At 67.7% G+C, this 17,525-nt stretch carries 20 protein-coding genes; 9 read left to right on the top strand and 11 right to left on the bottom strand.

Annotation, left to right across the window (positions count from 1 at the left end; all coding sequences use genetic code 11):
* Positions 1 to 31: 31 nt before the first annotated feature.
* Genes HRV97_RS08920 through HRV97_RS08930 form a run of 3 tightly spaced genes read right to left on the bottom strand, consistent with a single transcriptional unit; the run spans position 32 to position 3,106 of the window.
* Positions 32 to 442 carry an acyl-CoA thioesterase gene (locus HRV97_RS08920; protein WP_174193921.1) on the bottom strand — a complete coding sequence of 137 codons (411 nt, stop codon included), beginning with the start codon at positions 440 to 442 and terminating at the stop codon, positions 32 to 34.
* Entirely contained in the window at positions 439 to 1,005 is a 567-nt protein-coding gene (locus HRV97_RS08925) for a VTT domain-containing protein (protein ID WP_174193922.1), read from the bottom strand. The genes HRV97_RS08920 and HRV97_RS08925 overlap by 4 nt, the downstream gene beginning before the upstream one ends.
* A gap of 4 nt (positions 1,006 to 1,009) precedes the next feature.
* Complete coding sequence (locus HRV97_RS08930; protein ID WP_174193923.1) at positions 1,010 to 3,106, bottom strand: S9 family peptidase; 2,097 nt, start codon at positions 3,104 to 3,106, stop codon at positions 1,010 to 1,012.
* Positions 3,107 to 3,291: 185 nt separating this feature from the next.
* Here HRV97_RS08930 and HRV97_RS08935 point away from each other — a divergent pair, with 185 nt between their 5' ends.
* The 6 genes from HRV97_RS08935 to egtD are packed head-to-tail and all read left to right on the top strand — an operon-like array spanning position 3,292 to position 7,593.
* Positions 3,292 to 3,612, top strand: coding sequence for a DMT family transporter (locus tag HRV97_RS08935; RefSeq protein WP_174193924.1), 321 nt, complete (start codon positions 3,292 to 3,294; stop codon positions 3,610 to 3,612).
* A gap of 55 nt (positions 3,613 to 3,667) precedes the next feature.
* Positions 3,668 to 4,498, top strand: a complete 831-nt coding sequence (gluQRS, locus tag HRV97_RS08940; protein WP_246248633.1) for a tRNA glutamyl-Q(34) synthetase GluQRS — start codon at positions 3,668 to 3,670, stop codon at positions 4,496 to 4,498.
* Between the two features lie 9 nt (positions 4,499 to 4,507).
* Positions 4,508 to 4,741, top strand: a complete 234-nt coding sequence (locus HRV97_RS08945) for a twin transmembrane helix small protein (RefSeq protein ID WP_174193926.1) — start codon at positions 4,508 to 4,510, stop codon at positions 4,739 to 4,741.
* Positions 4,742 to 4,744: 3 nt separating this feature from the next.
* Positions 4,745 to 5,302: a cob(I)yrinic acid a,c-diamide adenosyltransferase gene (locus HRV97_RS08950; RefSeq protein WP_174193927.1), complete on the top strand. Its 558-nt coding sequence runs from the start codon at positions 4,745 to 4,747 to the stop codon at positions 5,300 to 5,302.
* A gap of 52 nt (positions 5,303 to 5,354) precedes the next feature.
* Positions 5,355 to 6,614 (top strand): ergothioneine biosynthesis protein EgtB, encoded by a 1,260-nt coding sequence (gene egtB / locus HRV97_RS08955; protein ID WP_174193928.1) that lies wholly within the window; start codon positions 5,355 to 5,357, stop codon positions 6,612 to 6,614.
* A gap of 1 nt (position 6,615) precedes the next feature.
* Positions 6,616 to 7,593, top strand: a complete 978-nt coding sequence (egtD, locus tag HRV97_RS08960; RefSeq protein ID WP_174193929.1) for an L-histidine N(alpha)-methyltransferase — start codon at positions 6,616 to 6,618, stop codon at positions 7,591 to 7,593.
* Positions 7,594 to 7,640: 47 nt separating this feature from the next.
* Here the strand turns inward: egtD and HRV97_RS08965 are convergent, their stop codons facing one another.
* Positions 7,641 to 8,657, bottom strand: a complete 1,017-nt coding sequence (locus HRV97_RS08965) for a DUF1176 domain-containing protein (RefSeq protein ID WP_174193930.1) — start codon at positions 8,655 to 8,657, stop codon at positions 7,641 to 7,643.
* An 80-nt stretch (positions 8,658 to 8,737) separates the two neighbouring features.
* On the opposite strand from HRV97_RS08965, the gene HRV97_RS08970 reads away from it, so the two are divergent.
* Entirely contained in the window at positions 8,738 to 9,607 is an 870-nt protein-coding gene (locus HRV97_RS08970; RefSeq protein ID WP_174193931.1) for a 3-hydroxybutyryl-CoA dehydrogenase, read from the top strand.
* Between the two features lie 849 nt (positions 9,608 to 10,456).
* On the opposite strand, the gene HRV97_RS08975 is transcribed toward HRV97_RS08970, so the two are convergent.
* The 5 genes from HRV97_RS08975 to rpsD form a co-directional block, all read right to left on the bottom strand.
* Positions 10,457 to 11,086, bottom strand: coding sequence for a hypothetical protein (locus HRV97_RS08975; RefSeq protein WP_174193932.1), 630 nt, complete (start codon positions 11,084 to 11,086; stop codon positions 10,457 to 10,459).
* Positions 11,083 to 11,283, bottom strand: a complete 201-nt coding sequence (locus tag HRV97_RS08980; protein ID WP_174193933.1) for a hypothetical protein — start codon at positions 11,281 to 11,283, stop codon at positions 11,083 to 11,085. Before HRV97_RS08980 ends, HRV97_RS08975 begins: the two co-directional genes overlap by 4 nt.
* Before the next feature lie 109 nt (positions 11,284 to 11,392).
* A complete protein-coding gene (locus HRV97_RS08985) occupies positions 11,393 to 11,605 on the bottom strand; it encodes a cold-shock protein (protein WP_174193934.1) in 213 nt (70 codons plus the stop codon).
* 700 nt (positions 11,606 to 12,305) lie between these two features.
* Positions 12,306 to 13,274, bottom strand: a complete 969-nt coding sequence (locus HRV97_RS08990) for an agmatine deiminase family protein (RefSeq protein WP_174193935.1) — start codon at positions 13,272 to 13,274, stop codon at positions 12,306 to 12,308.
* Positions 13,275 to 13,553: 279 nt separating this feature from the next.
* Positions 13,554 to 14,168: a 30S ribosomal protein S4 gene (gene rpsD, locus HRV97_RS08995; protein WP_174193936.1), complete on the bottom strand. Its 615-nt coding sequence runs from the start codon at positions 14,166 to 14,168 to the stop codon at positions 13,554 to 13,556.
* Between the two features lie 233 nt (positions 14,169 to 14,401).
* On the opposite strand from rpsD, the gene HRV97_RS09000 reads away from it, so the two are divergent.
* Positions 14,402 to 14,710 (top strand): chorismate mutase, encoded by a 309-nt coding sequence (locus HRV97_RS09000; RefSeq protein WP_174193937.1) that lies wholly within the window; start codon positions 14,402 to 14,404, stop codon positions 14,708 to 14,710.
* A gap of 61 nt (positions 14,711 to 14,771) precedes the next feature.
* Here HRV97_RS09000 and HRV97_RS09005 read toward each other — a convergent pair whose 3' ends face one another.
* Entirely contained in the window at positions 14,772 to 15,491 is a 720-nt protein-coding gene (locus HRV97_RS09005) for a murein L,D-transpeptidase catalytic domain family protein (RefSeq protein ID WP_246248653.1), read from the bottom strand.
* Positions 15,492 to 15,705: 214 nt separating this feature from the next.
* Between HRV97_RS09005 and HRV97_RS09010 the strand changes: the two genes are divergently transcribed.
* Complete coding sequence (locus tag HRV97_RS09010; protein ID WP_174193938.1) at positions 15,706 to 16,341, top strand: L,D-transpeptidase family protein; 636 nt, start codon at positions 15,706 to 15,708, stop codon at positions 16,339 to 16,341.
* A 388-nt stretch (positions 16,342 to 16,729) separates the two neighbouring features.
* Here HRV97_RS09010 and HRV97_RS09015 read toward each other — a convergent pair whose 3' ends face one another.
* Positions 16,730 to 17,395: an energy transducer TonB gene (locus HRV97_RS09015; protein WP_174193939.1), complete on the bottom strand. Its 666-nt coding sequence runs from the start codon at positions 17,393 to 17,395 to the stop codon at positions 16,730 to 16,732.
* Positions 17,396 to 17,525 lie beyond the last annotated feature (130 nt).

Genomic DNA, 17,525 nt, shown 5'->3' on the forward strand with positions numbered 1-17,525 from the left:
CCCGATCGCCGAAGTGCGCCAATGACGTTGTTTACAACGACAAAAATCCTGTCCCTTCGAGGAAGGGCGCGGCGATCTCGGGACGGATCCGCACCAACCGCGCCGTTGCGCGGTCGATCATCGCCCAGGTCGTGACGCCTTCCACGCGCACCCGCCCGTCGCCGCCGGTGAAGCGGAAATGGCGGTCGAAGCGCGCGCCGCGCGGTGGCTCGGGTACCCAGGTTTCCCCGACCACCTGCTCGCCCACGCCGACATTGCCGCGGTAATCGATCTCGTGCCGCGTCACGACCCAGACGTACGCGTCCTGGTGCTCGGCCGGGGCGACCGCGTGCCAGTGCGCGACGGCCAGATCCTGAATCCAGCGCACCCAGACCGCGTTGTTGACGTGACCGAGCTCGTCGATGTCGTCGGCGTGCGCGGTGAAATCCTGTTTGAAGCTCATTGTCCTCGTCTTCCCCGCCACCAATGGATCGCGGCAACGATCAGGCCCGCCGCTACGACCCCGCCGACGATCCACCATAGCCGCGCATCGTGGCGCAGGCGCCCGACGAACTCCTCCACCGCGTCGCCGAAGACATAGCCGATGCCGGTGAAGATCACCGCCCAGATGATCGCCGCGACGAAGTTGATCGCGAGGAACTGCCGCTGCGAAATGTTGGTCGTGCCGACCGCGATCGGGCTGACGGTGCGCAGACCGTAGAGGAAGCGAAAGGCGAAGAGGAAGCGGCGCGGGTGACGCTCGAGCTGCGCTTGCGCGCGCGCAAAGGCGGCGGTGCCGCGCAGTTTCACGACCCAGCGCTGGTCGCGGAAATGCCGCCCGAACGCGAACCAGCCCTGATCGGCGAGGAACGACCCCGCCGCGGCCGCCGCCGCCGCACCCGGCAACGACAACAATCCCTGGTGCGCGAGCAGCCCGCCCGCGATCACCGCCGCCTCGCCTTCCAGCGCGGCACCGGCGAACAAGGCGGCAAGCCCATATTGCGCGACCAGCGACTCGATCGACACGGGCTTAGGCTTCGACGCCCAATTGCCACAACACGAAGGCGTGTTCTTCCGCGCCCTCGCGCAGGCTCTCGAACCGCCCCGACTTGCCGCCGTGGCCCGCGCCCATGTTGGTTTTCAGCAGCAGGACGTTATTGTCGGTCTTGGTTGCGCGCAGCTTGGCCGCCCATTTTGCGGGTTCCCAATAGGTCACGCGCGGGTCGTTCAGGCCGCCCGAGATGAACAGTGGCGGGTAATCTTGCGCCTTCACGTTGTCGTAGGGCGAGTAGCTGCGGATCAGCTCGAATGCCGCGGCGTCCTCGATCGGGTTGCCCCATTCAGGCCACTCGCCGGGTGTGAGCGGCAGCGACTCGTCGAGCATGGTGTTGAGCACGTCGACGAACGGCACGTCGGCGATCACCGCGCCCCAGAGTTCGGGGTCGGAGTTGACGATCGCGCCCATCAACTCGCCGCCGGCCGAGCGGCCCGCGACCGCGATGCGGCCCTCGGCGGTCCAGCCGCCCGCGATCAGTCCGCGCGCGACATCGACGAAATCGTTGAAGGTGTTCTCGCGCTTGTCGAGCTTCCCGTCATGGTACCATTGCTGGCCTAGGTCGTCGCCGCCGCGGATGTGCGCGATCGCGTAGGCAAAGCCGCGGTCGAGCAGGCTCAGGCGCCCGGTCGAGAAGCCGGGCGGGATCGCGTGGCCGTAGGCGCCGTAAGCGTAGAGGAACAGTGGGCGGCTGCCGTCGCGCGGGAAATCGCGCGGGTACACGATCGAGACGGGCACTTGCGTGCCATCGCGCGCGGTGATGTGGAGCCGCTCGGTCGCGTAGCGCGCGGCGTCATAGCCCGAGGGGATTTCCTGCACCTTCAACGTGGTGAGTTCGCCCGTCGCGACGTCGTAATCGTAGACGGTGCCGGGCGTGACCATCGATTCGTAGCCGAGCCGGATCACGCGCTGGTCGTATTCGGGATTGTCGCCGGTGCCCGCGGCATAGCTCGCCTCGGGAAAGGTGATCCGCTTCGGCTCGGCGCCGTCGTAGGAATGGATCGCGATCTGGTCGAGCCCGTCCTCGCGGCCTTCGACGATGAAGAAGTCGGCGAAACACTCGACCCCGGTCATGTAGAAATGGGCTGAGGGCGCAATCAGTTCGGTCCAGCTGCCCGGCGCCGAGATCGGCGCGGTGACGAGCCGCCACATCGGGTCGGTGTCGTTGGTGTGGATGAACAACGTGTCGCCGTGGGTGTCGACGTCATACTCGCGTCCCGACTGGCGCGGGGCGACCAGGATCGGCGTGGCGAAGGGATCGTCGGCGGGGAGCAGGCGGACCTCGCTCGTCACATGGTCGCCGGTGCCGATCACGATCCAGCGCCGGTCGCTCGTTTCGCCCACCGCGACACGGTAGCCCTCGTCATCCTCGTGGAACAGCTCGGCGTCGTTGGCGGGATCGTCGCCCAGGCGGTGAAAACGCGCATTGTCCGTGCGCCATTCCTTGTTGGCGAGGCCGTAGAGGAAGCCCGAATCGTCGGCGATCCAGACGATGTCGGACAGCATCCCCTCGATCACGTCAGGCAGCAGCTCGCCGGTGGTCAGATCCTTGACGCGGACGGTGAAGCGTTCGCAGCCATTGTCATCGATCGCATAAGCGAGTTTCGTCGCGTCGTTCGAGATCGAGAAGCCACCGAGGCGGAAATATTCGTGTCCTTCGGCGAGCGCGGGCTCGTCGAGGATCAACTCGTCGGCCGAGCCGTCGGCGGGGCCATCGACCGGGCGGCGCCACCATTTGCGATATTGCCCGCCGGTCTCGAACGCGGCCCAGTAGAGATAGTCGCCGTCCTTCTGCGGGACCGAGGCGTCGTCTTCCTTGATGCGCGCCTTCATCTCTTCGTACAGCCGGTCGGTGAGCGCCCGGTGCGGCGCCATCTGCGCCTCGAAATACGTGTTCTCGGCCTCGAGGTAGGCGAGCACGTCGGGGTCGGTCACCTCGGGGTAGTTCGGATCCTTGAGCCACGCCCAGGGATCGCTGATCGTGATGCCGTGCGCCGTGAATTCGTGCGGGCGCGTCGGCGCGATTGGCGGGGTCATGGCGGGCGGGGTCGAGGTGTCGATATGATCGGTCATGCGCGCGTCCTAACGTGCGACACGGGCTTTAGTCACGCGGGTTGCAGACAGTCTTGGACCAGCGACCAACGGCAGTCGTGGACAATCGCGCGCCCAGGCCATAACCGGCGGCATCGGCGCAGCGCCTCTTTCGGGTTTCCGGCGGCTGTGCCCTTTTCGACGAGCCCGTGAGTGGAGGAAACCCGATGGCGTGGGTCATTCTGGGCGTGGCGGTGGTCACCGAAATCATCTGGGCGCTGAGCCTCAAATGGGCGGCGGTGCAGGGAAGCTGGACCGCGTCGGCGGTGCCGGTGACGCTCAGTTTCGTCAACATGGGGCTGCTGGCGATGGCGATGCGCGGGCTGCCGGCGGGAACGGCGTACGCGGTATGGACCGGGTTGGGCGCGGTCGGGGTCACGATCTTCGGCGTGATCCTGTTCGGGGAAAAGCTGAACGCGGTGCAAATGGGGTTCATCGCGCTGATCATCGTCGGCGTGGTGGGGACGAAGTTCTTCGCGCAGGCGTGATGCCTCGAGCGGCGGGGTTGAGTGGCGGGGTTCGCGCGCGCACATGGGCGCAGCGATGATCACCTCCCGCTTCGCGCCGTCGCCGACCGGGCGGCTGCATCTGGGCCACGCCTTTTCCGCGATCCGCGCGCATGATCTGGCGCGTGGCCGTGGCGGCACGTTCCTGCTCAGGATCGAGGATATCGACGGCACGCGCAGCCGGCCCGAGCATGTCGAGACGATCATGGCGGACCTCGCGTGGCTGGGGCTGACGTGGGACGGGCCGGTGGTGTTCCAGTCCGATCGGCTGGAGGTGTATGCGGCGGCGCTGGCGCGACTACGCGGGGAAGGGCTGTTCTATCCGTGTTTCTGCACGCGCGCGGAGATTGCGGAGGCGATGAGCGCGCCGCACGGGGCGACCGCGATCTATCCGGGCACGTGCCGCGGCGTGGACGCGCGCGACCGGATGGGCGAGCCGCATTGCTGGCGACTCGACATGGCGGCGGCGGTGGCGCGCACCGGTCAGCAAGTTTGGAATGATGCGGGCGAGACGATCCGCGCGGTGCCCGAGGAACAGGGCGACGTGGTGCTGGCGCGCAAGGACGCACCGGCGAGCTACCATCTGGCGGTGACGATCGACGATGCGGCGCAAGGCGTCACCGACGTGGTGCGCGGGCGCGACCTGTTCGAGGTGACGCACGTCCACCGGCTGCTGCAGGCGCTGCTCGACCTGCCGACGCCGCGTTACCATCACCATGAATTGCTCGCGGGGCCCGACGGCGAGCGGCTGGCGAAGCGGCACGGCGCGCCGACGCTGGCGAGCCTGCGCGAAGGCGGCATGGACGGGCGCGCGCTGGCGGACGATTTGCGGCGCGGTCAGCTTCCAAAAGGCGCGTTTCGTACCTAGATTGGGGTCATGAACACCTTTCTCGTCATCCTGCTCGTCGCGGCGATGCTCGCCACGGTGGTCGCGCTGGTCCGCGGCATCATCTCCTTTCTCCAGGAGCAATCGGCGCAAGTGCGCGGTGGCGGAGAGGGGCCGACTGCCGGACAGCTCAAGTCCAACCGGATGATGCAGCAGCGCATCATGTTCCAGGCGGCGGCGATCCTGGTGTGCGTGCTGTTGCTCGCGGCAGCCGGGCGCACCTGAGACTTGGTCAAGCTCAACCGCATCTACACGCGCACGGGGGACACGGGCGAGACCGGGCTGGTCGACGGCAGCCGCGTGTCGAAGGCCGACGCGCGGTTGCAGGCGATGGGCGACGTCGACGAGGCGAACAGCGCGATCGGCGTGGCGATCGCCGGCTTGACGGATGCGGACGTGCGCGCCCAGCTGACGCGGATACAGAACGATCTGTTCGACCTGGGCGCCGATCTGGCGACGCCGGGCGAGGATTTCAGCCCCAGTGAGATGGTGTTGCGGATCGTGCCGGCGCAGGTCGCGCGGCTGGAGGTGGAGATCGATGCGCTGAACGCGAACGTGCCGCCGCTGACCAGTTTCGTGCTGCCCGGCGGCGCGGCGGCGGCGCTGCATCTCGCGCGCGCGATCGTGCGGCGCGCGGAGCGCTCGGTGGTCGCGATGGGACCGGCCGCGAACCCGCAAGCCCTAGCCTATATCAATCGCTTGTCCGATTTCCTGTTCGTCGCGTCGCGCGCGGTGAACCAATTGGCTGGTGGCGACGTTCTGTGGGTGGCAGGGGCAAACCGTTAACATAGCTTAGTGTAATGGGTGACACGGCTAGGTTGGCGGCGGGGAGTAGATCATGGAACCGCAACGCCAATCACGTGATACGGCTGGCGATCTCGCGCGCCGGTTCGCCGCGGTGCGCGGGCTGAGCGAAGCGCTGGTCGCGCCCTTGTCCGACGCCGATGCGACGGTGCAGTCGATGGACGATGCCAGCCCGGCGAAATGGCATCTGGCGCACACCACCTGGTTCTTCGAGACGTTCGTGCTGCGCGATCACGTCGCGGGGTACCGGTTGCACGACGAGCGATTCCCGTTCCTGTTCAACAGTTATTACGAGGCCGAAGGCCGCCGCCACGCGCGCGGGCGGCGCGGGATGGTGACGCGGCCGACGCTGCACGAGGTGCTGGCGTATCGCGCCGCGGTTGATGCGGCGTTGCTGGACGCGTTGGGCGATCTGCCCCCGGCGGCGATCGAGCTGGTGGCGCTCGGCTGCCATCACGAGGAGCAGCATCAGGAGCTGCTCGTCACCGACGTGCTGCATCTGATGAGCGAGAATCCGCTCGAACCCGCGATCTGGCCGGCGGCGCCCAAGGTGCCGGTCGCGATGCCCGGTGCCATTCGCTGGATCGAGAGCGCGGAGCGCGTGGTCGAGATCGGTCACGACGGGCAGGGGTTCGCGTTCGATTGCGAGGGGCCGCGACACCGCGCGTTGATCCCCGCGCACGCGATCGCTGACCGGACGGTCACCAACGGCGAGTGGCAGCGCTTCATTGCCGATGGCGGCTACCGCGACCCGCGGCTGTGGTTGTCGGACGGGTGGGGCTGGGTGCAGCGCGAAGGGATCACCGCGCCGCTTTATTGGGAACAGCGCGATGGCGTGTGGACGCGCTTCGGGCTGGACGGACGGCGCGCGGTCGATCCCGCCGCCCCGGTGACGCACGTCAGCTTCTACGAGGCGGATGCTTATGCCACCTGGGCGGGGGCGCGATTGCCGACCGAGTTCGAGTGGGAAGCGGCGGCGGCGGCGCATGATGCGGCGGGCGGCAACCAGATGGACCGTGGCGGCGCGGTCGAACCACGCCCGGCGACGGACGGCCCGGCGTTCTTCGGCGACGTGTGGGAATGGACCGGCAGCGCCTACCGCCCCTATCCCGGTTTTCGCGCGGTCGAGGGCGCAGTCGGCGAATATAACGGCAAGTTCATGAACGGGCAGTTCGTGCTGCGCGGCGGCAGTTGCGCGACCCCGCGCGGCCACGCGCGCGCGTGCTACCGCAATTTCTTTTACCCCCATCAGCGCTGGCAGTTCACCGGCGTGCGGCTCGCCAAGGATTTGTGAGATGCTGAAGCCTGAGATCGAAGACGGGCAGGCGAGCCTCGCCGACCCGCAGTTCCGCGCTGACGTGCTGGCGGGCCTCGCGCGGCGTCCGCGCGCGATCCCGGCGCGCTGGTTCTACGATCACCGCGGATCGGAATTGTTCGAGAACATCACCGACCTGCCCGAATATTATCCGACCCGCACCGAGGTCGCTTTGCTCGAAGGATTGTGCCCCGAGCTGCACCAACTGACCGGCAAAGGCCGCGCGGTGGTGGAATTCGGATCGGGATCGTCGACCAAGACGCCGACGCTGCTGAAATGCGTCGAACCGTCCGCTTATGTGCCGATCGATATCTCGGGCGATTTCCTGCGCGAGAGTTCGCGCACGCTGTCGGCGGCGTTCCCCGAATTGCTGGTGCTGCCGTTCGAGGCCGATTTCACGCGACCGCTGACGCTGCCGCACACGATCCACGACGCGCCCAAGCTGGGGTTCTTTCCGGGATCGACGATCGGCAATCTGATCCCGCTCGCCGCGGTCGACCTGCTGCGTGCGATGCGTGCCTCTCTGGGAGAGGGCGCGATGCTGTTGATCGGGATGGACCGGATCAAGGACGCGGGCGTGCTCGTCCCAGCTTACGACGATGCACAGGGCGTGACCGCGGCGTTCAACCTCAACCTGCTGGAGCGGATCAATCGCGAGCTGAACGGGACGATCCCCGTTGACGCATTCCGCCACCGCGCGATCTGGAACGACGACCGCGCGCGGATCGAGATGCACCTGGAGGCGACGCGCGACGTGTCGTTCGCGGTCGAGGGCCGCGCGTTCGAGATCGCGGCGGGCGAGACGATCCACACCGAGAACAGCCACAAATACGGCCCGCGCGACGCGCGCATCCTGCTGCGCAGCGGCGGGTGGACGCCGATCCACGAGTGGACCGACGACGAGGGCAAGTTCGCGGTGATCCTGGCCGAGGCGCAGGGGGAGCGGCCCGCTCCCTGAGCGGAGCGGCCTACACCCTGAGCGGAGCAGCCCGCACCGTAGCCGCGTCAGGGCCGCTCGACGCGCGCGGTCCAGGTGCGGATGAAGTTGGGGTTGCCGCGGCACTCGCTCATCTCCGCCTGTTCGATCAGGCGTAGGCGGGTGCCATCCCAGGCGAAGCGTTGCGAGACGCCGCAGTCGCCGAGACCGCGGCCCTTGGCGTAGCTGGTGAGCACGCCGTTCTCGAACGCGCCGTTGACGACGCTCGGCACCGGAGTTTCCGGGTCGGCGCCGCTCGCCTCGAACCCGGCGGGCGCGTCGGTCCGTGCGGGCTCGATGCGATTGCCGCGGATGACGAACAAAGCGCCGATGACGTTGTACGCGCCCACCGAACAGGGCAGCACCGCGAGCGAGGTGTCGCCGCCGACCGACGACACGACCGGGCTCCAGTCGACATCGGGACTGGGCGGCGCGTCGCACCGCGCGGTGCGCTTTATCGCGGCGATCTGTCCTTTCGACAATCGGGCGGGGGTGCCGGTCGGCGCGGGTGTGTGGATGACGGGGGCGAGCGGGGCGGCCGGGACCGACGCAGCAGGTGCGCGCCCCTTCGCCACCGCGCAGGTGACGGTATCGACGCGGTGCTGAACCGCGTCGGCGTACCGCAGTGCGGCCGACAGGCCGGCGAGCGAGATGGTGCCGAGCGGCTTGCCGGTGCGTCCCAGCAGCGTGACGGTGCGGGCGTTGACGAGCGCCGCGACGATGCGGTTCGCGTTCGTGCCCGCGAGCGCGTCGCCGGTGAGGGCGAAGCGCGCCGAGCCGACGCGCAGCGCGGTCGGTGCCAGGCCGTTGCCGGTGTTGCCGAGCGCGAGCTCGAACCCACCGGCAGGCCCCGCCGTGCGCGCGATCTCGAGCGTGTAGCCCGGATTTCCCGCGGTTTCGGGCGCGAGCGAGGCGAGCGTGCAGCGGTGGACGTTGTCGCACCCGACCGCCCAGTCGCCGAAGGTCTTGAGCGCGCCGGGCGTCGCTGTCGGTGGCGTGGCGGCAGGGCTGGCGGCAAGCAGCACGACGGTAACGATGAGGCGCATGTTGGGTCGATAGCGCGGTGGCGCGGCGGCGGCAAAGCGGGCTAGAGCGCGCCCAAACCACGAGGACGGGGAACGAACAGATGCGGACGATGGGCGTGATCGGCGCGGGGCAGATGGGCGCGGGCATCGCGCAGGTGTCGGCGGCGGCGGGGTACCGCGTGATCCTGAGCGACGTCGACCAAGCGCGCGCCGAGGCGGGCAAGGCGGGGATTGCCAAGCGGCTGGCGCGCGACGTGGAGAAGGGGAAGATCGACGGGCAAGCGCGCGACGCGCTGCTTGGGCGGATCGAGGCGGTCGGTGACGTGGCCGCGATGGCGCTGTGCGCGCTGGTGATCGAGGCGGCGACCGAGCGCGAGGCGATCAAGCGTCAGATCTTCGCAGGCGTCGGCCAGGTGCTGGGCAAGGATGCGGTGCTCGCGTCCAACACCTCGTCGATCCCGATCACGCGGCTGGCGCAGGCGGCACCCGATGCGGCGCGCTTCATCGGCGTGCACTTCTTCAATCCCGTGCCGGTGATGGGGCTGATCGAGATCATCCGCGGGCTGGCGACGAGCGATGAGACGGTAGCGACGATCGAGACCTATGCGCGGCAGCTTGGCAAGCAGGTGGTGCGCGCGAACGACGCGCCGGGCTTCATCGTCAACCGCGTGCTGATGCCAATGCTGAACGAAGCGTGTTTCGCGCTGGGCGAGGGGGTGGCGACGATCCCCGACATCGACCTGGCGTGCCAGTTGGGGCTCAACCATCCGATGGGTCCGCTGACCCTCGCCGATTTCATCGGGCTCGACACCTGCCTGGAGATCACGCGGGTGCTGTTCGAGGGCACCGGCGATCCGAAGTTCCGCCCCGCGCCGTTGCTGATCAAATACGTCGAGGCGGGTTGGTTCGGACGCAAGAGCGGGCGCGGCTTCTACGATTATTCGGGCGAGACGCCGGTGCCGACGCGCTGAGGCGGCGGAAGATCACGCTAAGGAGGGTAGGGACGCAACCGGCCGATGGGCGATCATCGGCCGGCGGAGTGCGTGTCCTGGCTGAAGATTAGACGACGGACGGTACGAACGCGGCGGGAGAGAGAGCGAGTGCGGCGTGCGCGACGCCGGCGGGATGGGGCTAGACAATGGTTCGGGTGTAGGACAGCGCCATGCAAGCGCGGTTCTGCGACTGGGCAACGGCATCGGCTAGGATCGTCGGTATTAAGAGCACCAGCACCGAAAGCCCCAGCGCTAGCGCCAGCGCCATCAGCACTCGGGCGAGACGTTGTGGTCGGATAGGACACTATCATGCGCGACCTCAGAATTAGCTGCTCCAAATGAACCTGCTCGCCTAATCCGAGCGCGGTGACGTACAATTGCGGGTGCGCTCGCGTCGGTGCTCACCTGTCGAAGCTTCGGCTGAGGGCGATCCAGAGGCGGGCGGGGCAAGACCGCATCACCGTCATCGGTGAGCGACGCTACTGTTGGTCGAGCGCGGACCGTATCTAGGTGAACGACACCGTAGGAGGCGAACTCGCACCATCGTGGGCGAGTCCGTGCTACCTGTGATTGAGCTGGTGTTACCCCTGTTCAAGCCTGTGCCGCCCTGAAGCAAGCACGCGTAAGGTTAGAGTAACCGCTCGCCCGATCAGATCAGGCGTTCGCGATCCTGTACGCGGATTGGCGGTAGAAAATGCTGACCCCGGTCAGGCTACCTCCTCGAGGTGCCAGCCAATCGCCGAGTGCGTATTGGCGTAGTTGGGTCGAGCCTGTGTCCCAAACTGACGGGCACGCTTTGGGCGGCGGCGACCCCGAGCGCCGACCGCGTCAGGCGTCCGCAATCTTGTACGCGAGTTGCCGGTAAAAGGCACCGACCCCGATCAGATCGCCGCCTTCCGGCGTCAGCCGCTCGCCGAGTGCGTAGCGGCGCAAGTGGGTCGAGCCGGGCGCGTGCCAGCCCGCGGTCATCCACGTATCGCCCTGCCGGTCGGAGCGGCGCACTAGGCCGTGACAATGCCACAAACAAGCACGCGAGCGGCCAAGCGCGCGCAACCGCGCGACATCGCTGCCCAGGATGGCGAGCGGCGGGCTGCGGCGATCGTCGCGCGTCGGCAATCGCGCGACGTCGTGGACGCGGCTGGCGGCGTTGTGCCGGCGCGGGCGCCAGAGTGCGGGCGGCGCGACCTGATCGAGCAAGCCCTTCAAGAAGGTGTCGAGCTCACGCAGGCAATTGGCGACGTAACGCGCGCGAACGCCCGCGGCACTGCCTGCCGGCCACGGATCGGCGAGTGCACCATCAGTCGCCAACTGGCCTAGGCGATCAGCACCGCGCAGCAGCAGTGCGGCGGCACGCTCCAGCTCGATCGACGGTTCCGCGAAGGCGACCAGTCCGGGCTGCGGCTCGGCGCAGGGGATGCGGGTGCGATGCGGTGCGAGCGCCAGCGCGGTCGCGGTCACTCCGCGAGGAGGGACGGTGCCGCCGCGGGCAGGCGATCGGCGCGCAACTTGTCGGTCCGCTCGGCACGGACCGCCATTGCGTCCCAAGAGGCGGCGGCGCGCTCGCAGCGTTCGCGCACATTATCGAGCGTAGCGGCGGACGCTTCCACCCGTTGCGTGTCGGCTTGGCGGCGGAAGAATGCAGCATCATTCGACATGGGTCACGAACTCCGATGGGTCGGTGAACCGGCACGCGGCCGATCGATCGGCCGGAAAACGATGCCGGAAACAAGCGATGGCGATCGGTCGACCGCCATCGCGCGCGCCTCAATCGGCGTGGGTGAGGTTGACCGCCGCCATCTTGCCGCGGCGATCCTGCTCCAGCTCGTAGCCGACGCGCTGATTCTGGTTCAGCGTCGCCATGCCCGAGCGCTCAACCGCCGAGATGTGAACGAACGCGTCGTCGCCGCCGCCGTCGGGCGCGATGAAGCCGTAACCCTTGTCGAGATTGAAGAACTTGACGGTGCCGGTAATGCTCATGGTCTTCCTTACTTCATATGACGGGTCGATTGCTGACACGCCCCTTGCCGTCGGCAGCAGGGAAAGAAGGAAGAAGGGGGCCGCAAAGCGCCGAAAAACCGTCGATGTGCGACTGTAGCGAGGGGGGATATGGGCGCGGTTGGGTGATTGCGCAAGGCGGCGGTGGCGGTGGCGGCGTGGGGTGCGCTCTGGTGGGTGGAAAGGGTGACTGTGCTCGATACGTGCGAGCTTGGTGGGAGTGGTTGCAGGTGGGTCTGGTGCTGGGACATGCGCAACTGGCCGGGTTCGATCTTGCTGACGCGCAACGCAGCAGTCTTTTTGGCCGTACCGCTTAGAGCTGTTCTCGAGCCGCTTGGCCCACTTTCTTCCGTCACCCCGAACTTGTTCCGGCGTCCCGCTTCCTGAAGCGGGCAGGAGAAGGGGGGGGGGCACCTCCGTGTAAGGTTGGGTCATCTATCGGGACCCGCTTTGGCGCGAAGGGAGCGGCCGCTTGGCGTCGATGAGCAAGGCTGCGGCTGGGCGTGGGCCGGCATCGGCCTTGCTGGTGCAGCGCTATCGCTTCGCGGACGGGGCTAGACCGGGAGGGGCGACGGCGAAGCCGCCGCTTTGCGTCAGACGGGCTTGGCTGCGCCTGCCCGCTGGCCGATCCCGGCCTTGCGCGGCTTGGCCGCGCATCTGCGCCGTCGCTGCGCCGACGCGCTTACGCCGGGATTTGCTGACTGATACAATGGAAGCTTCCGCCACCGGTCAGGATCGCGTCGGCGCGCAATCCCACCGCGCGGCGGTCCGGGAACAGCGCCTGCACCGCGGCGACGCCGGCGTCGTCGTGGTCCGAGCCGTAGATCGGCACCACTATTGCGGCGTTGCCGATGTAGAAGTTCATGTAGCTGGCCGGGATCACTTCCTCGTCGCGCAGCACGCGGCCGGGGGACGGGATGGTGACCACCTCCAGCCCGGCGGCGCGGGCGCGGTCGGCGGCGTCCTGATAGACGCGCCAGTTCGGGTCGTTCTCGGCCGCATGCGGGAGCGCCAGGCGTCGCTCGCCGACGAAGCGCGCGAGATTGTCGACGTGGCCGTCGGTGTGGTCGTTCAACAGGCCGTCGCCGAGCCAGACGACGTCGGTGTAGCCGAGGTCGTCGCGTAACCGTTGCTCGATCTCGGCGCGCGACAGCGACGGATTGCGGTTGGGGTTGAGCAGGCATTGCTCGGTGGTGACGACCAGCCCGGTGCCGTCGCCGTCGATTGCGCCGCCTTCCAGCACCCAATCGTGGCGGATCGAGGCGAGCCCGCGTGCGGCGGCGAGGCGTTGCCCAATGTCGTCGTCGCCCGGCAGATCGTATTTGCCGCCCCAGCCGTTGAACGCGAAATCGTTTGCGACGCCGTCGCCGGTGATGATCGCGCCTGTGTCGCGCAGCCAGATGTCGCCGAACGGTTCCACCACCACCTGCGCGAAGGGCGCGCGCGCACGCGCCGCATCGGCGGCCTCGTCATGAGCGGCGACCAGGATCACCGTCTCGCCCGCGCCATCGGCGTGAACAGCTGCTGCGAAGGCGGCGACCTCGTCGCGTGCCTGCTCCAGATCCTCCTGCCAGAGCTCGGCATGGCTGGGAAAGCCGATCCAGACCGCGGCGTGCGGTGCCCATTCGGCGAGTGGGGTCGTGGGGGTCACGTCGTTTCCTTGATCGGCTGGATAATGGTCGCGTGGGTCACAGGCGTCATGACGCCAACGATCGATTGGCGTGTGCCAGCGGTGCGGAGCGGCTGCAAGCGTGCGTGGCTTTGTGCGAATGTGGCGCGGATCAGGTTTCGCCTCATGCCGGTTTAACGAAAAAGGGCGGCCCCGCGGGACCGCCCTTTTTCCGTTCCGTGTCGGGATGCGCCGCGGGCGAGGTCCGCGTCGTCGGTCCTCGCTGTGGCGAGGCCGGCCGGTCGACGCCTTCTACTCAGCTTAACGCGAGTAGAATTCGACGACCAGATTCGGCTCCATCTTCACCGGGTAGGGCACTTCGTCCAGCGTCGGCACGCGGATGAAGGTCACCTTGGCGGCGCCGTCGGGTGCGACGTAATCGGGCACTTCGCGCTCGGCGAGCTGCTGCGCTTCGAGCACCAGCGCCATTTCCTGCGCCTTCGAGCCCAGCGTGATCTCGTCGCTGACGTAGCAGCGGCGCGACGCGATGTTGCACTTCACGCCGTTGACGCGGACGTGGCCGTGGCTGACGAGCTGGCGCGCGGCCCAGATCGTCGGCGCGAACTTCGCGCGGTAGACGATCATGTCGAGGCGGCGCTCGAGCAGGCCGATCAGGTTCTGCGAGGTGTCGCCCTTCATGCGGGCGGCTTCCTCGTAGCAGTGCTTGAACTGCTTCTCGGTCACGTCGCCGTAATAGCCCTTGAGCTTCTGCTTTGCGCGCAGCTGAATGCCGAAGTCCGACACCTTGCCCTTGCGGCGCTGACCGTGCTGGCCGGGGCCGTATTCACGCTTGTTGACCGGGCTCTTGGGGCGGCCCCAGATGTTCTCGCCCAAACGGCGATCGAGCTTGTGCTTCGCGCTATGACGCTTCGACATGTGTAATCCTTGGCAAATGCGAACAACGTGGCCCGCGCTTCATCATGCATGATGGTTCGCGAGGTTCTTCCCGGTCATCGCGCCGCCCGATGCCTGGAGGCACGGGCAGGCCCACCGCTTCACCGGGGTGCAGGGGCAATTGCGAAGGCGCGCGCTTAGCGGGGTGGGTGGGATGCGTCAAGCGCCGCGCCTTGCGCTGGACAGGCGGGCGCGGCGGCGGCACAGGCGGCGGGATGAGCATCAAGCCCGGTCCCGAGTGCCACACCATGATCGAGGTCCGCGCCGGGGTCGACGCGCTAGACCGCGAACTGGTCGGGCTGTTGAGACGGCGGTTCGACTATATGGAGGCGGCGGCGCGCATCAAGCCGGCGCGGAGCGCGGTACGCGACGAGGCGCGCAAGCGGCAGGTGATCGCGCAAGCGCGCGCGGCGGCGGAAGAAGCCGGCCTGCCCGGCGATGCCGTCGCGGCGATGTGGGATCTGCTGGTCGAGGCATCGATCGCCTATGAACTCGACCGCTTCGATCGTCGCGGCGACGCGTAGTCGTCGTGCGCGGGGCGGCGCGGTGACTGCCCCGCGCCGATCATCGCCTCGTAATGCCGGATCAGACCTTGGCGGCGTAGATCATGCGGCCCGGCCCGAGCCGCTCGAACACCTCGGCCAGTTCGTTCTCGCCGACCGCGAAGCAACCCTGGCTACGGCCCAGCATACCGCGCTCGGCCACCATCTCGCGATTGGCGTACCAGGCGGCGTGAACCACGATTGCGCGATCGAGTGCGTTGTTGTTGGTGCGGTCGAGCCCCACCAGCCGCTGCGACTTGCCGTGCTTGCCGACGTAATAGTCGCTGGTCACGAACGTCCCCTCGCACGAGGCGTTGGAGCCGTTGGCGTTGGAGAAGCGCTGGAGATAGCCGGTGTGCGCCGGGTCGGAACCCGAGCCGTGCGCAACGAGCTTCGACCGGGTGCGGCCATCCTCGAGGTTGATGAGGTGAAAGCGCGGCGTGCCCGACGAAGTTGCGAAGTCGGCGATCGCGATCCGGTCGTGGCGCTGAATGCTGCTGCCGTGATGCTCGAGCGCGGCGAGCGCGCGGCGCATCAGCGTGGGGCGCACCGTGCCGAGGCTGTTGGCGCTGCCGGCAGGGAAGCTGTCGGCGGTGAAGCCGCCTGCGCTGTGCCCCTCGTACACGCCGGCGGGAAGCAGCGATTCGGGTGCGCGACGCAGGCCGGCAGAGACCGCGGACGGGATCATCATCGCCCCGGCGAACAAGCCGCCCGTCTTCAACAGGGCACGCCGTGATGGCACCGGTTCGCGCGTCAACTGCATTGCTGCCGATAATCCTTCATTGCCGATGCGGATCTGTACCACGATTCGGCTTAACGATCCGCAATCTTTTCCGCATCTTAGGCGCACGTTCCGACGTTCTGGCGCGGAATCCGCACAACTCATCGGCGTGGCACCAAAAGCATGGCAAGGTGTTATTAACGGTGATCGCGTGGCGGAGGCCGGCGATCGACGGACGGATTTGAGGAACAACGACATGCTGCGACGCGCCCTGCTGATGGTCGCGCCGGTGATCGCCGGCGCTTGTCTCTCGCAAATGGCGAGCGCGCGAACGCTCGATGGTCTGGCGTTGACCGAGGCGGCCGTCGCGCTCGCGCCCAATCGCTACGTGTGGACCGACGAGCAGGCTCAAGGGGCGATCGCGGGCCCGGTCAGCGTGCTGATCTCGATCCCCGACCAACGCGCTTACGTGTTCCGCGGCGAGACGCTGGTGGCGGCGTCGACGGTGTCGACCGGCAAGGCGGGGAACGACACGCCGACCGGTAGCTTCACGATCCTGCAGAAGAACGCGAAGCACTTTTCCAACCTGTACGACAATGCGCCGATGCCGTTCATGCAGCGGCTGACGTGGGACGGCGTCGCGCTGCATGCCGGCCGCAATCCCGGGTTTCCAGCGTCGCACGGCTGCATTCGATTGCCGACTGCGTTCGCGAAGAAGCTGTTCGAGATCACGTCGCTGGGTGCGACGGTCGAGGTGACCGACGAGGCGTACGTCAGTGGGATGGATGCGCCGGTCTATACGCCGGTCGCGGTCGTTCGCGACCATGAAACGAGTGAAACCGCGCGCGCCAACGAGCGCGAGGGCATCGCCCAGGCGATGCGGGTGGAGTGACCGTTGGGGCTTCGTGACGGCAGATGACGATGGTCGATAGTCGACCTCGCTGCAGCGGTATGCGCGGGATCTAGCTGGCAAGATACCGATAACAGCGAGGGAATCTTCCGTGCCGAGGTGGTGCGTAGGGGGCGTTTGGGTGATGGTCGAGCCCTCACCTCGCTGGGGCGAGTGTGGAAGCGGCGTGCATGACGGATAGGGCTGGCAGGCTGGCCCTAACGGTGGTGGAACCTCGCCCGCCGAGATGGGGGGAAAGGTTCGTTAGATGGCGGTCCATCTCTAACCCCGCTGCGGCAAATGCGGCGGCGGGGTGCATCACGGATCGAGCTGGCAGACTTCTACAACTTCGGCGTAGCCCTCCCCGCCGGATGGCGGGGAAGGCTTGCTGTCAGCGTGGCAATTGCCAGCGAACGCGGTCGGTGTAGCTGGTCGCGATCGCAGCACCGGCGTCGTCGCGCGCCGGCTCGAACCGCGCGCGACGCTGGTAGAGGCGGCAGGCGGCGCTATCGAGCGTGCTCGACCCGCTGGAGGCGGTCACCGTGCAGCCGGTGACGCGGCCATCGCTGCCGATCTGGACGCTGATCGCGACCGAGCCTTCGTCCTCGGCGCGTAGTGCGGCGGCGGGGTAATCGTCGGTGGTGATCCACGTGTTGCGGTTGCCGATCGCGCGCACGGCGCTCGCCTTGCTGACGGTGACAGGCGGCGAAGGCGGCGCGACGTCGATCGGGGCGGGTGGTAGCGGCGACGGTGACGCCGGTAGGAGATCAACGAACACGGTGCTGCTGGCGGCCGGCGTCGGGACGCGCGGAATGACCGTGGTGACCGACGACGCGCTCGCTGGCGCGGTGGCGGTCTGTTCGGGCGGAGGCGGCGTGTCGGGCGGGGGTGGCGTCTCAACGGGAACGTTGCTGGTGGTGAGTGTGCGCGACACCTCAGTCACGAAGCTGCTCGCCATGCCGGTGACGAACGCGAAGCCGAGCAACCCGTGGATGACCGCGACGCCGGCGATCGTGGCGATACGCCTGCTGCCGGGTGCCTGATCGGAATAGGCCATGTGACATCTCTCCTTGCGCGGAGACTGTCGCGGGCGTGGAACCGCCCGTCGACGAACTCCGAACAGGGAAGCTGCGCCTGTGAACCTGTGTTGATCAAGCGACTTAATCAGGTGCTGTGCCGACGTGACC

It is taken from the genome of Sphingomonas hominis, from assembly GCF_013328205.1.
Lineage (GTDB): Bacteria > Pseudomonadota > Alphaproteobacteria > Sphingomonadales > Sphingomonadaceae > Sphingomonas > Sphingomonas hominis.